Raw genomic sequence first — 13,717 nt, 5'->3', positions numbered from 1 at the left:
CATAGTAATAACCACATAAATTGTGAGACGGCTTATCGCATAGCCTGCAATATGCTTTTCTACCACTTCATGCGGCAGCCCTTGATTATGAGTGAGTAAGCACTCATTATAGAAAGCAAAGATACGCCGTCAAGGTACTTTTCAAAGGTTGACATTCACCGTTGCGACGCGACAACGGGCATGATTCAATCATGTTTTTCCAGACATAAGGGTAACGTGTAGTGGCTCGTCCGAAGAGTGAAGACAAAAAACAAGCATTACTGGAAGCGGCAACCCAGGCGATAGCGCAATCCGGTATCGCCGCCTCAACGGCGGTGATTGCGCGTAACGCAGGTGTTGCAGAAGGAACATTGTTTCGCTATTTCGCGACCAAAGATGAGCTGATTAACACGTTGTATTTGCATTTAAAGCAGGATCTCTGCCAGTCAATGATAATGGAGCTGGATCGATCCATTACCGATGCCAAAATGATGACCCGTTTTATCTGGAACAGTTACATCAGTTGGGGTCTGAACCATCCCGCGCGCCATCGGGCGATCCGTCAACTGGCCGTCAGCGAAAAGCTCACCAAAGAGACGGAACAACGGGCCGACGATATGTTCCCCGAATTGCGCGATTTATGTCATCGTTCCGTTTTGATGGTATTTATGTCGGATGAGTACCGCGCCTTCGGCGACGGCCTTTTTCTGGCGCTGGCTGAAACAACAATGGATTTCGCCGCGCGCGATCCCGCTCGCGCTGGCGAATATATTGCGCTGGGATTCGAAGCCATGTGGCGCGCGCTGACTCGCGAGGAGCAATAATGGACGGTCAAACACTGCACGCCTGTGCAAAACGCTTTGCGCTGGAACTGCCTTTTACCGAACACTGCTGGCCTTTCGGCCCACAGTACGATGTGTTTAAAGTCGGCGGCAAAATATTCATGCTGTTCACTGAACATCACTGCCGTCCAGTGGTGAACCTGAAGTCGGATCCCCAAAAATCCCTGGTAAATCAACAAATTTACCCCAGCATTGCGCCAGGCTATCACATGAATAAGAAACACTGGATTTCAGTCTATGCGGGCGAGGATATCACCGTCTCGCTACTCAACGATTTGATAAATGACTCATGGAATCTGGTCGTAGACGGGCTGCCTAAAAGAGAGCAACTGCGCCTGCGACCGCGCTGATGCAATAACCGTTTTCGCATTTTCCTCCCTTATCTTTTTACCGATAACCCGGTACCCTGCTGATACAAAAGGGTACTAAACCAACCAGGAGCATTTATGGATATCGTTTCTGTCGCCTTACAGCACTACTCCACTAAGGCGTTCGATCCCAGCAAAAAACTGACCGCCGAAGAAGCGGATAAAATAAAAACACTACTACAGTACAGCCCCTCCAGCACCAATTCCCAGCCGTGGCACTTTATTGTCGCCAGTACGGAAGAAGGCAAAGCGCGCGTAGCAAAATCCGCTGCCGGAAACTACACGTTCAACGAACGCAAAATGCTGGACGCCTCCCATGTGGTGGTCTTCTGCGCCAAAACCGCAATGGATGACGCATGGCTTGAGCGCGTCGTCGATCAGGAAGATGCTGATGGCCGTTTCGCTACGCCGGAAGCTAAAGCGGCAAATGATAAAGGTCGCCGCTTTTTCGCCGATATGCACCGCGTCTCGCTGAAAGATGACCACCAGTGGATGGCGAAGCAGGTTTATCTGAACGTCGGCAACTTTCTGCTGGGCGTCGCCGCGATGGGTCTCGACGCCGTCCCCATTGAAGGTTTCGACGCCGAGGTGCTCGACGCTGAATTTGGTCTGAAAGAAAAAGGCTATACCAGTCTGGTCGTGGTGCCGGTCGGCCATCATAGCGTCGAGGATTTCAACGCCGGGCTGCCGAAATCACGTCTGCCGCTTGAAACCACACTGACGGAAGTTTAATCCCCTGCCTAAGCCGGACGCCCGTCCGGCTTTTTTCACCTTTCTGCCAGGTTCCCCAATGATTAATAGCGCGAAGTGCCAGGTTTTACATCGCTAGTGTTAACTCCCTCTCTCAACCTATTGAAAATAAATAATATTTAAAACTGGCACGCCGTTTGCCATATCTGGATACCCCTATCTGGATGAAGGAGAAAACGGCGTGACACCGGTTTGCGCCTACGATGGCGATATTGTCACCACGGAGTTGGCCCTCCCTGGCGTGTCATCAAAATCGGGCGCTAAACCCAACGTTATAACGGGTTTGATTGCCATCGCTTAACCCTGCCGTTTGCGACAGCCCGGCGAAAGCGGACACCGTTGCCGACAGCGGAAAATCTGCGCCAATCGAGATATCAACCCAGTTTTTATCCTGCGTTTTTCCGTCGCGGCTAAACGTCAGAGCGGTCGATTTAAGGCCGCCGTTCGCCACATACGTATCATCGCCAAACTGACGGCGATAATTAATCTGCGCCCAGGAGTGAATGATGCTGTGGCGAAGATCCAGACGCCAACCCGCGCTACCCACCTGCGAATGGGCGTTTTGGTCACCAAAACGCATTGATGTACTGGTATTGAGCTTCTCGCTATAACCATTAACGTGGCTGTAATCCCATGCATATTGCAGCATCGGTCCGGTCGTTAACCACGGCACCATGACAAAATCATAACCGCTGGTTAACCTCGCGCCCCACAGCCGACCGTTGGTTTCGCCCTCTTCCACCCGTCTTAGCGCACCGAGCGTTATACTGCGCTGAATGTTACTGAATTTAGCGGACAGAAAGTGTAAATCGCTATCCAGCCACGCCTGACCGGCGCGTAAATGGCTGAATACGGCGGCCTGAAAACCGCGGGCATCATAACGATAATTATCGTCAGGATGTTGCTTATCCAGAGAACCGGCTATCAGCCCTCCCAGCAGAACCTGCTCGTTAAGCTGATAATCGACGCCAACCGTCAGATTATTATGATTACCGTTCCCGTCGGCCTCATTATTATCATAACGTTGATATCCCCCGCTGTATCCGCCGAACATGCCCAGCGAACCGACAGGGTTTTCCCCCTGGCGAAGCTGCTGATAACGGCTGTCAAGCGTGGTACGACTGCCTTGCGCCATCGACTGAATGCTTTGGTTCAGGTATGTCGCCTGTACCGGCGCGGCAATGATCGACTGAATATATTGCGCAATAATGGTATGGACCTGCGGACCGGGATGTAAATGATCGGCAAACAGATAGTCCTGCGACGCATTAAATCCTGGCATTGCCGAGGAGCACGCCGAAGCGGATACGCCCGGCGGGCAGGCCATACCTACGGTATTTGTCAGACCAAACGCCTGCGGGTTGGCAAGAATTTCCTTAAAGAGGCCGTTGATATCGGCACGGGCTATATTGCCGCCGTGTTGCTCCAGCCCCTTCTCTTCCATCTGATTATAATAATCGGTCAGAGCTGACGCCTGCCCTGCCGCCTTTTCATAGCCCGCCAGCAGTTGTTCAACGAGCAGTTGCTGAATAAACGGATTGCTGCTTACCGTTGCAGCCGCCGCCAGCAACGCCTTGCGGATCGCCTGTTGCCGACTGGCGAAATCGGGCGTAGCGCCCTCCGCCAGCGCCTCTAACGCCGCTTTTAGCGCCGGGGGCGCCGCTGCGCCCAGCCCGGCGGTGATTACCGCCTCCAGAAGCATTGGCGTCGCACTAATATCCGGTACGTTTGGCACCACGACCAGCCCGGCGCCGGCATCCAGTAACAGCCCTACCTGCGCCGCCGCGCTAGTGGCGCTATTACCGGCTATTTGCTGTGCCATGGTTGGTTGCGCGATGGCCGCCGCCAGATCGTTTCCGCCGACCCAGTGAATATACAAACCGTTGTGGTCGGCTTTTCCCCCCGTTTTGGCAAGCCACTGCCGTACCTGATCGGCGGTATTATCCTGCGGGTTTAATTCCGGGGTCGCCGTCGCGCCGCCGGCGGCATAATTAGAACCGCCATTGCTGGAAGGGCTTAATGCCAGCCCATATCGTTCGGCCAACTGTTCGTCGTAGAGCTTATTTTGACCACTATCCCAGGTCCAGCGACCGTTATTTCCGGTATCGCTAAGGCTATCGCCAATCACCGTAAGAGAGTCAAACGCACAGGCAGATAATGGCGCGGCCAGCGCCAGCGAGAGTATGCCGTATTTTAGCAGGGTACGCTTTTGGGTCATCCGATGTTCCTTAATGTTATTGTTGATAGGTACGACGGTGCTAATCATTATCCGACAGAGATATTGCAATCGTTTTAAACATTCTGGTTAAAAAGTTTTCATTCATTGTTGACGGACTGGCGCCTGTTCAAAAAGAGGGAACCGCGTAAAATAACGACGTTTACAGGGCGCTGGATAAAATATAGCGTATGGATAACCCCAGAGGCGCTTTTACCCGTCTGTTGCTGATTATGCCTGAAGCGCAGGCGTCCTGATTTGCATAAATGCCATTCAGCAGTCATCATAGGCTGCTGTTTATAAAGGAGAGATTATGCAGGAATTGATATCCCGGGTAGAAGATTTAGCGGGAATTGAAATGAATCACACCACGTCGCTGGTGGTGATATTTGGTATTATTTTTCTGACAGCAGTTGTCGTGCATATTATTTTGCACTGGATAGTACTGCGCGCTTTCGAAAAACGCGCCATCGCCAGTTCCCGCCTGTGGCTGCAAATTATTACCCAGAATAAATTATTCCATCGTCTGGCTTTTACGCTGCAAGGCATCATTGTCAATATTCAGGCCGCGCTCTGGCTACAAAAAGGCAGTGAGGCAGCGGATATCCTGACGACCTGCGCGCAGTTATGGATTATGACCTACGCCCTGCTGTCGTTATTTTCCTTGCTGGACGTGATTTTCAATCTATCGCAAAAATGGCCCGCCGCCTCTCAGTTACCGCTAAAAGGAATATTTCAGGGTATTAAGCTCATCGGCGCAATTATCGTCGGCATTCTGATGATCTCACTGCTGATTGGCCAGTCACCAGCAATTTTAATCAGCGGGCTGGGCGCGATGGCCGCGGTATTAATGCTGGTCTTTAAAGACCCGATTCTTGGCCTGGTTGCCGGTATCCAGCTTTCCGCCAACGATATGCTCAAACTAGGCGACTGGCTGGAAATGCCGAAATATGGCGCAGATGGCGCGGTCATTGATATTGGCTTAACCACGGTAAAAGTACGCAACTGGGATAATACCATCACCACCATTCCCACCTGGTCGCTGGTTTCCGACTCATTCAAAAACTGGAGCGGCATGTCTGCGTCCGGCGGACGCCGGATTAAACGCAGCATTAATATTGACGCGACCAGTATCCATTTTCTGGATGATGATGAAAAACAGCGGCTGTTAACCGCGCAACTGTTAAAGCCGTACCTTACCAGCCGTCATCAGGAAATCGATGAATGGAATAAACAACTGGATGCGCCGGAATCAGCCTTAAATCACCGCCGAATGACCAATATCGGGACATTTCGCGCCTATCTGAACGAATATTTACGCCACCATCCGCGTATCCGTAAAGACATGACGCTGATGGTACGCCAACTGGCGCCTGACGATCATGGTTTGCCGATAGAGATCTACGCCTTTACCAATACCGTCGTGTGGCTGGAATATGAGAGCATTCAGGCCGATATTTTCGACCATATTTTTGCCGTGGTGGAAGAGTTTGGCTTGCGTATTCATCAGACGCCGACCGGCAGCGATATTCGCGCGCTGTCAGGGACATTGCGGCATTAATGGATTGCCCGATCGCATGAGCATGGGATCGGGCAAAAAAGTTAATGAGCCTTACGGCGTAAAACTGTAAACGCGATAAACAGAAATACAATCCATACCGGCAGCAAAATCGCCGACAATCGCATATCGTCCATCGTACACATTAACACCAGAATCAGCGCCAGAAACGCAATGCACAAATAGTTTCCGGCGGGATAGAACAGCGCCTTAAATTGCGTCTCGCGCCCTTTACGACGCATCGCCGCGCGAAAACGTAAATGCGCGAGACAGATCATTATCCAGTTTAGCAATAGCGTCGCGACAACCAGCGCCATCAACAGGCTAAACGCTTTTTGCGGCAACAGATAGTTGATCAGCACCACCAGCGAGGTAATCGCTCCGGAAAGTATCAGCGAGTTCACCGGTACGCCGCGATGGCTTACGCGGGTTAAAAATTTCGGCGCGTTGCCTTGTACGGACAGGCCGAACAGCATTCGGCTATTCGAATAAACGCCGCTGTTATACACCGAAAGCGACGCGACCAGGATAACGAAATTCAGCGCCGAAGCCACCACATTACTGTCCAGGTTATGGAAGATCATCACAAAAGGGCTGCTATTGGATTTCACCTCTACCCATGGATAGAGCGCCAGCAACACCACCAGCGAACCGATGTAGAACAGCAAAATACGGTATACCACCTGATTCACCGCTTTCGGGATGCTTTTTTGCGGATCGCGCGCTTCCGCCGCAGTAATGCCGATCAGCTCCAGTCCGCCAAAAGAAAACATAATCACCGCCAGCGACAGAAGCAAACCATGCCAACCGGTAGCGAAGAAACCGTTATAACGCCAGAGGTTATCAATGCTGGCATGTTCGCCGCCGTGGCCGGAGAACAGCAGCCACAGACCAAAACCTATCATGCCGATAATCGCCAGCACTTTAATCAGCGCGAACCAGAATTCCGTTTCGCCATACAGACGAACGTTCACCAGATTCACGGCATTAATGATAATAAAAAACGCCGCCGCCCATACCCATGTTGGTACGTCAGGCAGCCAGTACTGCATATAGATGCCCGCCGCGGTCAGCTCCGCCATCCCGACCAGCACAAACATGACCCAATAGTTCCAGCCCGACAAAAAGCCCGCAAACGGCCCCCAATATTTCCAGGCGAAGTGGGCAAACGATCCGGAAACCGGCTCTTCCACGACCATTTCACCCAACTGGCGCATAATGAGAAAAGCGATAATCCCGGCAACGCCATAGCCCAACAAAACAGCCGGCCCCGCCATTTGAATCGCCGGGCCGATGCCCAGAAACAGTCCGGTGCCAATGGCGCCGCCCAGCGCAATTAGCTGAATATGGCGGTTTTGCAACCCCCGCTGAAGCGTCGGTTCATTCTTCGACGCGGCATCCGACACGCTGGCGCCGGATGCAGTTGACGCGTTTTTCACGTCCTACCCCTGTATCGTTTTTATTGAGGGGCACCTTTTAACATTTCGCTCTCGCTGCCGCAAGGCGCAATCGTTTGTCAAGGCTCAACTCCGGACGTTAACGTTATCGTGTAAAAAAAGATGTCGCGGGGAGTAAAAAGAAAAGAGTGCGCGCCGATATAGAACGTTACGGGTGACAGACGCCGAGTATAAAATATGTGAATAACTCTGGACGAAAAGTACGACACCCTACAGAATACATTTAGTATTTTTTCAGTATTTTCAAAAAGGTGAATCAGACCTGGTATCTGTTATCCGTTTTTGAGCCACGCCAGGCATCAACGTCATGAATAAGATCATCAAACGTTTAGAGATCATCAAAAGCGCCATCGAACTTGAGGACGAAGAGATTATCCGTCAGCAGCTCATCTACCTGAAAAATGAGCCGCAGGATGCCGTAATCAGCGCGATTGCCCAGGCGATTGAAGCTCGTCGATTCAGTGACGCCATGCAAGAGATCGCCGCCTGGCTACAGGCTCAACGGGCGCTCTCGACGTGGCAAGATCCCTCTATTGCCGCCAGTAAACTGGAGCTGAAAGCGCTTGAAGCCCAACTTCGCGATCTGATTGACAAACGAAATGCGCGGGTACAAATCCTCGACGATTTCAACGACCTCTATCATCTGCGTCTCGGGCCGTTGATGAGCCGTATTCTGGAGTTGCGTAAACAGCTCGCGGTGAGTATGCAGCGTAAGCAAGAAGCCGAAATAAAACGCCGGGAAAAGGATTATCAATCCTGCCTGCAATTTATTTCCCAGGCCGTGGATCAACTGGCAACGCTAAAACAGCAGTGGACAGGATTGAATGCCGCCTCGCGCGAAGCGGTGGGCATCCGTCAGCGAATCCAGCAGCAGACGGAGTTAATCACCGCGTTGCTGGCGGAAATTCGCGAGCTGGAAGCGGATTTTTCCCATCAGGACGACAGCGCATTCCGCCAGGCGCAGGAAAATGCGGAACAGGACTATCACCAGTATCGGGAGCAGCAGCAGGAAGCGCAATTCCGCTACGCCCGCGATCAACGTTTGTCGGCAGACGAACGCAGTGAATTAAAACGTTTGTGGCGTCAGGCCAGCCGCCTGTGTCACCCGGATGTGGTCGCCGATGAATTAAAAGAAAAAGCGCACCAGATGATGGTACAGCTTAATCAGGCGCGGCAGAATGCCGATCTGGCGGCAATTCGCGCGTTACTGACACAGTTGCAAAGCGGTCTGGAACCGATGATGGCAAGCGACAGGCTCAATAACCTGGAACATCTGCGCCATAAAATACTCCAGCTCCGCACGCAAATCGACGCGCTGTTGAAAGAGATAACGCAACTGGAAACGGAAAATGCCTGGCGGCTCGCCTCTTCCGTTGCGGATAAGGAAGCCTATTTCTCCGAGCAGGAACGGGCGCTAACCGAAATTCGCAATACGCTGGAGGCGCAGGTTCAACAGGTGGAACAGGAACTTCTGTCAGGGTAGTCCATCATTCATCAACACATTGTCGGATGGCGCAAGCGCCACCCGACGAATCGCGGCATAAAGAGGGTAAGAGGGTCGCTACTGTCGCTGTAAAAGTAACGAACGGGCGGAGTCCGCCATGATCATCACCGCACCTGCCAGCATTAACGTATCTTTTAATACCAGCCGCCCGGCGCCCGATAAATACGGAAAACCATAATGCGCATCGCCCAGCGGCATAACCCAGACCTCCGGCGTGGTGATTAAAAACGACAGCGTGACAAATGGCGTCAGGAATGCCAGCACGCCGCCCGCCAGCCCTAACCAACGGCTGACAGGGTTAGCCAGTACCAGCGCCGCGATAATCAATTCCACCACGCCCAGACCATCCGAAAACGCATACGTATTATTGGCGGTTTGCCAGGCGCGTTCCTCCGGTTTTAGTTCGCCCTCATGAGTCAGATGCTGACGATATTCTTCCGGATGTTCATAGAAAAAAGACATAAACGGGCTGTTCGCCACAAACGGGGTAATACTGTCTGCCTCATAGGGCACAAATTTTAGTAGTCCAATCCAGATAAAAACGATGGCGATACTCAGGCGAATTAATGTTAATCCCAGCCGATCCCCCTGACTTAACAGACGAAGATATTTATCCATCTCAGGCTCTCCTTATTTATATAATATCGCAGTGGCGTAACCCGTATTATCAATACGCATTGACGTAATTTTCCATGACGACGCCTGTTTACTTTGCGCCAGTCTGGCAATAGCGTCTTCAAGCATTGACGGCGTTGCTGACACCGCAGAAACGCTGATATATTCAACGTCAGTTAGCGGCTGGGCGGAGGCGGAAAATGCCAGCGGCGCAGCCAATAATGAAGCAATAAGTGTGGTAATTTTTAACATCGAGATTTCCAGTCGTGGGTTATTTCAATGGTGTTATAATACGTTATGCCTGACTAAAGCCTTTTCTTTCAGACGCCAGCATATTTGTTCTGGCGTATTTTTATAGCCTGACAGGCAAAAAAAAGCCCTGATTAACAGGGCTACGTTATTTATGTTTTACTTAATGAGAGAGAAGAGATCGTTTAAAGACTCACTCATTGTAGGATGGGTAAATATCTGGTCGCGTAACACCGTATAAGGTAAATCTGCATCCATAACGGTTTTAACGATATTAATCATTTCATGAGAATCAACGCATAACAATGACACCCCTACAATACGCTGCGTATTCACGTCCACTACCGCTTTTAGTACGCCACGGGTATCGTTCATAACACGGGCGCGAGGGATCGCCGCCACCGGTAATGTCACCACCTGCACCGTTGCGCCGCTTGCCCGCGCTTGTTCTTCTGTCAGCCCGACACGAGAGAGCGACGGCGTCATAAAGACGGAGTATGGAACGTTCTGGCGATCGCGGGTACTGCGTTTGCCATCTCCCAATAACCCGTCGCGTACAATACGAAAATCATCCAGTGAAATATAGGTAAACTGCAACCCACCGGTAACGTCGCCCATCGCCCAGATATTGTCCGCCGTGGTACGCAGGTAATCATCCACGATAATCCCGCCGCGTTCGTTCACCGCCACGCCGGCGTTCTGCAACTGTAAGCCAGCCGTCGCCGGTTTTCGCCCCGACGCCACCAGCAGGGCATCCACAAGATGCGCGCCTTCCGGCGTTTCTACTTGTACCGCGCCCTCCTTTGAGGATACGGCCTGTACGTTGGCGTTTAAAATCAGCTCGACGCCCTTTTCCTGTAAAATACGGGTAATTGCCTGCGCGATATCCCGATCTTCACGAGGCAGGAATTGCGGCGCTGCTTCAAAGATAGTGACCTTCGTACCAAAGTTGGCGAACATTGAGGCAAATTCAAGGCCAATATAACCACCGCCTAAAATCCCCAGCCGCGCCGGACGCTGGCTCAGGCTGAGTAGCCCGGTGCTATCGAACACCCCTGCCGTCGTTGTTAAGCCCGTAATAGCCGGGATCACCGACTCTGCGCCAGTATTAATAAAGATCTTTTCTCCCCGTAACACCCGCTCGCCGTCCGCCTGAAATACCCGTAAGGTATGGTTATCAATAAACTCCGCCCTTCCCTCAATCACATCGACATTGTCCAGGTCGGCAAGATTATGAAAATTTTTGTCGCGTAAAAAATTTACGACCGCCGCTTTACGTTGCATGGCGACAGAAAAATCGCCCTCACGTTCCGCATCATGCACCAGCGTTTTCGTTGGAATACAGCCAATGTTGATGCAGGTTCCGCCGAACATACTGGCGGACTGTTCGATAATCGCCACGCGCCATCCCGTCTTCGCCAGAGTTGCCGCCAACGTTTTTCCTGCCTTGCCAAAACCAATAATGAGCGCCTGATACTGTGTCATCTTCTTTCTCCGCCAAATCACCATCTGTTTGTCAGGACAAGTATAAATAACGTCAAAAAAGACAGGGTTATCCGCAACGCGCCATTTTTTGTCTTATCGTCTAAATTGGTGGTTAGCAAAAACAAGAGTAGAAATGACATTGAGTCCGAAATATAGTGATCAGAGACAGAAATGGTTATCCCTATTTTTGAAAAAGAATCTGTTCTGGAGTCTATATGGATGCGCTTAGTCGGCTATTGACGCTTAACGCCCCTCAGGGCTCAATCGACAAGAATTGCCCGTTAGGCGGCGACTGGCAGTTGCCGCACGCCGCTGGCGAGCTATCGGTGATTCGCTGGCATACCGTTACGCAGGGCGAAGCGCAACTGGAAATGCCTACCGGCGACGCCATGACGCTTACGCCGGGAAAGGTGGTGATTCTGCCGCAAAACTCCGCCCACCGTTTGCGCCAGTCTGGCGAAGCACCGACACATATCGTGTGCGGTAGTCTACGTCTGCACACGACGTCACGTTATTTCCTTACCGCGTTGCCGGAAGTGTTATGTCTTGCCCCGCCGCCGCATAGCCCCGCCAGTATCTGGCTTAACGCCGCCATTTTGCTGTTACAGCAGGAGTCAGAACACCATTTACCCGGCGCTGATGTCTTATACAGTCAGCAGTGCGCCACGCTGTTTACCCTCGCCGTTCGCGACTGGCTATCGCAGGCTGGCACGGCGAAAAGCGTGCTCAATTTATTGCTGCATCCCCGGCTGGGCCGCGTGATCCTTCACATGCTGGAAACACCGGCGCATCCCTGGACGGTCGAAACGCTGGCGCAACGGGTACACATGTCGCGGGCGAGTTTCGCCCAGCTATTTCGCGACGTGTCCGCTACAACGCCCTTAGCCGTGTTAACAACGCTGCGTCTGCAAATCGCCGCCCAGACCCTGTCGCGTGAAGCGCTGCCGGTGATGGTGATTGCCGAGTCGGTAGGTTATGCGAGCGAATCTTCTTTTCACAAAGCGTTTGTCCGTGAATTCGGTTGTACACCAGGCGAGTACCGCAAACGGGTCAGCGCGCTCGGACGATAAACGTGTGCTGAACCCGCCTGCAGTTTGACGCCGCAGGCGGGGTGCACACGTTATGCCGCAAGGCGACGATGCCTGCGCAGCCACATCAGCTTGTAGACTGCCGGAATGATGAACAGCGACAGCAACGGCGCGGTAATACGGCTCATCACCTCAGAACCCGCGCCGGTCCCCCATAAAACAGGTAGCAGACCGGCGATAATCACCGCTACCGTCATGGCTTTTGGCCGCACCCGGAGCACCGCCCCGTGGTAGAGCGCCTCATTGAGTGTTTCTGCCGAAAAGGTGTTGGGAGCTTGCGCTTTGAAGGCCGCGCCTGCTGAATCACCGGCGATCCCATCATGCTGCGCAGAGCGATCAGTAATTTGCTCTCTAATGCGATGCGCTATACGCCGCCAGGTAAAACCATTACTCTTCGGATAAAAGAAGCGGACAACCAGATACATATTATTGTTGAAAACCCCGGTACGCCAATCGCGCCGGAACATTTGCCGCGCCTTTTCGATTGTTTTTATCGCATTGATCCCTCCCGCCAGCGTAAAGGGGAAGGCAGCGGTATAGGCCTGGCAATTGTAAAATCCATCGTCATTGCGCATCAGGGAAAAGTTTCTGTCACCTCCGATACGCGCGCTACTCGTTTTATTTTGACATTACCCAAACACCTCCGTTGAACTGTAGCGATAGTGAAAGGCGCTATCACTAGACAGCAAAATAATCTGACATCATCGTCATTATCCCGTCACGCGCCAGACCCAATGACTGTTTTATTATTTCTCTTCTTAACCCACACCGGAGAAATAAGATGAATAAGTTTACATCCCTTTTAGCTGTCGTTTTTTTATTTCAGCTGGCGTACACACCGCAGAGAAAATGGAATCCCACCAATTATCCGCCACGGCGCATGAAATGATGAATAACGGTGACGCCTTCGCGCATCAGCAAATGGCTCAGACACAGAAACCCAGCGCCCCGACTCCTGTGGAAAATGCGACACCCTTTTCTGAAATGGACGACTATGAAAAAGCAATGGTCATCCATCAATCGATGAATAATGCCCATTCTTTCGCCCATGAGATCCAGGCTGAGGAGCACCATAAACAGATTAAACACAATTAGTTATTTGCATATTAGCGTCACGTACTGCGGATGGCACAACGTCGCCCCCGCAGAAGCTTACGGATTAACATAATTTTGAGAGGTTAAATGGCGCGCCCTGCAGGATTCGAACCTGCGACCCACGGCTTAGATGTTCCTGGAACTACCTGAGCTAACAACACACGGCTTAGATGTTCCTGGAACTACCTGAGCTAACAACAAGTTATCCCATTACCACGGCGCTCACTCGCCCCATCTTCGAAAAACATGCAAAGCTTTGCAAGCCGATGCAAAGCTTTGTGTGTACCGTTTTTGTCCCAACCCACTCAGCAATCAGTAGCCTCAATTGATCGGTAACAACGATCAATTAATAATATAACAATAAGTTTAAACTATCAAATATCACATTATTGATCGTCTTTATCGATCAAATCAATTTGTAGTGCTACACTCCAGACCTTTCCGAATCCGCTGATTTTCATAATGTTGAAGTTATTCGCTAAGTACACATCGATCGGTGTTCTTAACACGCT

General features: G+C 51.6%; 12 protein-coding genes and 2 pseudogenes. 8 read left to right on the top strand and 6 right to left on the bottom strand.

Annotation, left to right across the window (positions count from 1 at the left end; all coding sequences use genetic code 11):
• Positions 1–221: 221 nt before the first annotated feature.
• From ACH0VJ_RS15630 to nfsB, 3 genes are all read left to right on the top strand, one after another.
• Positions 222–803, top strand: a complete 582-nt coding sequence (locus tag ACH0VJ_RS15630; protein WP_000113609.1) for a TetR/AcrR family transcriptional regulator — start codon at positions 222–224, stop codon at positions 801–803.
• Complete coding sequence (locus ACH0VJ_RS15625; RefSeq protein WP_000348989.1) at positions 803–1,171, top strand: MmcQ/YjbR family DNA-binding protein; 369 nt, start codon at positions 803–805, stop codon at positions 1,169–1,171. The genes ACH0VJ_RS15630 and ACH0VJ_RS15625 overlap by 1 nt, the downstream gene beginning before the upstream one ends.
• A 96-nt stretch (positions 1,172–1,267) precedes the next feature.
• Positions 1,268–1,921 (top strand): oxygen-insensitive NAD(P)H nitroreductase, encoded by a 654-nt coding sequence (nfsB, locus tag ACH0VJ_RS15620; protein WP_050948046.1) that lies wholly within the window; start codon positions 1,268–1,270, stop codon positions 1,919–1,921.
• A 265-nt stretch (positions 1,922–2,186) separates the two neighbouring features.
• Here nfsB and ACH0VJ_RS15615 read toward each other — a convergent pair whose 3' ends face one another.
• Positions 2,187–4,157: an autotransporter domain-containing esterase gene (locus ACH0VJ_RS15615; RefSeq protein WP_000192427.1), complete on the bottom strand. Its 1,971-nt coding sequence runs from the start codon at positions 4,155–4,157 to the stop codon at positions 2,187–2,189.
• A gap of 310 nt (positions 4,158–4,467) precedes the next feature.
• Here ACH0VJ_RS15615 and ACH0VJ_RS15610 point away from each other — a divergent pair, with 310 nt between their 5' ends.
• Positions 4,468–5,715, top strand: coding sequence for a mechanosensitive ion channel family protein (locus tag ACH0VJ_RS15610; RefSeq protein ID WP_001156973.1), 1,248 nt, complete (start codon positions 4,468–4,470; stop codon positions 5,713–5,715).
• Positions 5,716–5,756: 41 nt separating this feature from the next.
• On the opposite strand, the gene pheP is transcribed toward ACH0VJ_RS15610, so the two are convergent.
• On the bottom strand, positions 5,757–7,151 hold the full coding sequence (pheP, locus tag ACH0VJ_RS15605) for a phenylalanine transporter (protein WP_000786288.1): 1,395 nt from the start codon (positions 7,149–7,151) through the stop codon (positions 5,757–5,759).
• A gap of 325 nt (positions 7,152–7,476) precedes the next feature.
• Here pheP and ACH0VJ_RS15600 point away from each other — a divergent pair, with 325 nt between their 5' ends.
• The gene (locus tag ACH0VJ_RS15600) at positions 7,477–8,652 is read left to right on the top strand and encodes a DnaJ family molecular chaperone (RefSeq protein ID WP_001033455.1); all 1,176 of its coding nucleotides are present in this window, start codon (positions 7,477–7,479) and stop codon (positions 8,650–8,652) included.
• 78 nt (positions 8,653–8,730) lie between these two features.
• On the opposite strand, the gene rclC is transcribed toward ACH0VJ_RS15600, so the two are convergent.
• The 3 genes from rclC to rclA form a co-directional block, all read right to left on the bottom strand.
• Complete coding sequence (rclC, locus tag ACH0VJ_RS15595; protein ID WP_000362180.1) at positions 8,731–9,291, bottom strand: reactive chlorine resistance membrane protein RclC; 561 nt, start codon at positions 9,289–9,291, stop codon at positions 8,731–8,733.
• Positions 9,292–9,303: 12 nt separating this feature from the next.
• Positions 9,304–9,540, bottom strand: coding sequence for a reactive chlorine resistance periplasmic protein RclB (gene rclB, locus ACH0VJ_RS15590; protein ID WP_000913122.1), 237 nt, complete (start codon positions 9,538–9,540; stop codon positions 9,304–9,306).
• Between the two features lie 156 nt (positions 9,541–9,696).
• The gene (gene rclA / locus ACH0VJ_RS15585; RefSeq protein WP_000195930.1) at positions 9,697–11,022 is read right to left on the bottom strand and encodes a reactive chlorine resistance oxidoreductase RclA; all 1,326 of its coding nucleotides are present in this window, start codon (positions 11,020–11,022) and stop codon (positions 9,697–9,699) included.
• Positions 11,023–11,237: 215 nt separating this feature from the next.
• On the opposite strand from rclA, the gene rclR reads away from it, so the two are divergent.
• A complete protein-coding gene (gene rclR / locus ACH0VJ_RS15580; protein ID WP_000339622.1) occupies positions 11,238–12,092 on the top strand; it encodes a reactive chlorine-specific transcriptional regulator RclR in 855 nt (284 codons plus the stop codon).
• A 50-nt stretch (positions 12,093–12,142) separates the two neighbouring features.
• On the opposite strand, the pseudogene ACH0VJ_RS15575 reads toward rclR, so the two are convergent.
• Positions 12,143–12,382: pseudogene (locus tag ACH0VJ_RS15575) on the bottom strand (efflux RND transporter permease subunit); the annotation flags it as partial.
• 3 nt (positions 12,383–12,385) lie between these two features.
• On the opposite strand from ACH0VJ_RS15575, the pseudogene ACH0VJ_RS15570 reads away from it, so the two are divergent.
• A pseudogene (locus ACH0VJ_RS15570) lies at positions 12,386–12,760 on the top strand (ATP-binding protein); the annotation flags it as partial.
• A gap of 199 nt (positions 12,761–12,959) precedes the next feature.
• Positions 12,960–13,205: a hypothetical protein gene (locus ACH0VJ_RS15565; protein ID WP_001537327.1), complete on the top strand. Its 246-nt coding sequence runs from the start codon at positions 12,960–12,962 to the stop codon at positions 13,203–13,205.
• The last annotated feature ends 512 nt before the right edge of the window (positions 13,206–13,717 follow it).

The sequence above is a fragment of the Salmonella sp. 2020_1459 genome, assembly GCF_043847915.1.
Lineage (GTDB): Bacteria > Pseudomonadota > Gammaproteobacteria > Enterobacterales > Enterobacteriaceae > Salmonella > Salmonella enterica.
Note: the sequence above shows the minus strand (reverse complement) of the source record. Positions and strands in the feature narration are given on the sequence as shown.

Bases quoted from the DNA above. Each gene is read 5' to 3' on its own strand.
- nfsB (WP_050948046.1), top strand. From the start codon at position 1,268: ATGGATATCGTTTCTGTCGCCTTACAGCACTACTCCACTAAGGCGTTC.
- ACH0VJ_RS15625 (WP_000348989.1), top strand. From the start codon at position 803: ATGGACGGTCAAACACTGCACGCCTGTGCAAAACGCTTTGCGCTGGAA.
- ACH0VJ_RS15600 (WP_001033455.1), top strand. From the start codon at position 7,477: ATGAATAAGATCATCAAACGTTTAGAGATCATCAAAAGCGCCATCGAA.
- rclC (WP_000362180.1), bottom strand. From the start codon at position 9,291: ATGGATAAATATCTTCGTCTGTTAAGTCAGGGGGATCGGCTGGGATTA.
- ACH0VJ_RS15610 (WP_001156973.1), top strand. From the start codon at position 4,468: ATGCAGGAATTGATATCCCGGGTAGAAGATTTAGCGGGAATTGAAATG.
- rclB (WP_000913122.1), bottom strand. From the start codon at position 9,540: ATGTTAAAAATTACCACACTTATTGCTTCATTATTGGCTGCGCCGCTG.
- rclA (WP_000195930.1), bottom strand. From the start codon at position 11,022: ATGACACAGTATCAGGCGCTCATTATTGGTTTTGGCAAGGCAGGAAAA.
- ACH0VJ_RS15565 (WP_001537327.1), top strand. From the start codon at position 12,960: ATGGAATCCCACCAATTATCCGCCACGGCGCATGAAATGATGAATAAC.
- rclR (WP_000339622.1), top strand. From the start codon at position 11,238: ATGGATGCGCTTAGTCGGCTATTGACGCTTAACGCCCCTCAGGGCTCA.
- ACH0VJ_RS15615 (WP_000192427.1), bottom strand. From the start codon at position 4,157: ATGACCCAAAAGCGTACCCTGCTAAAATACGGCATACTCTCGCTGGCG.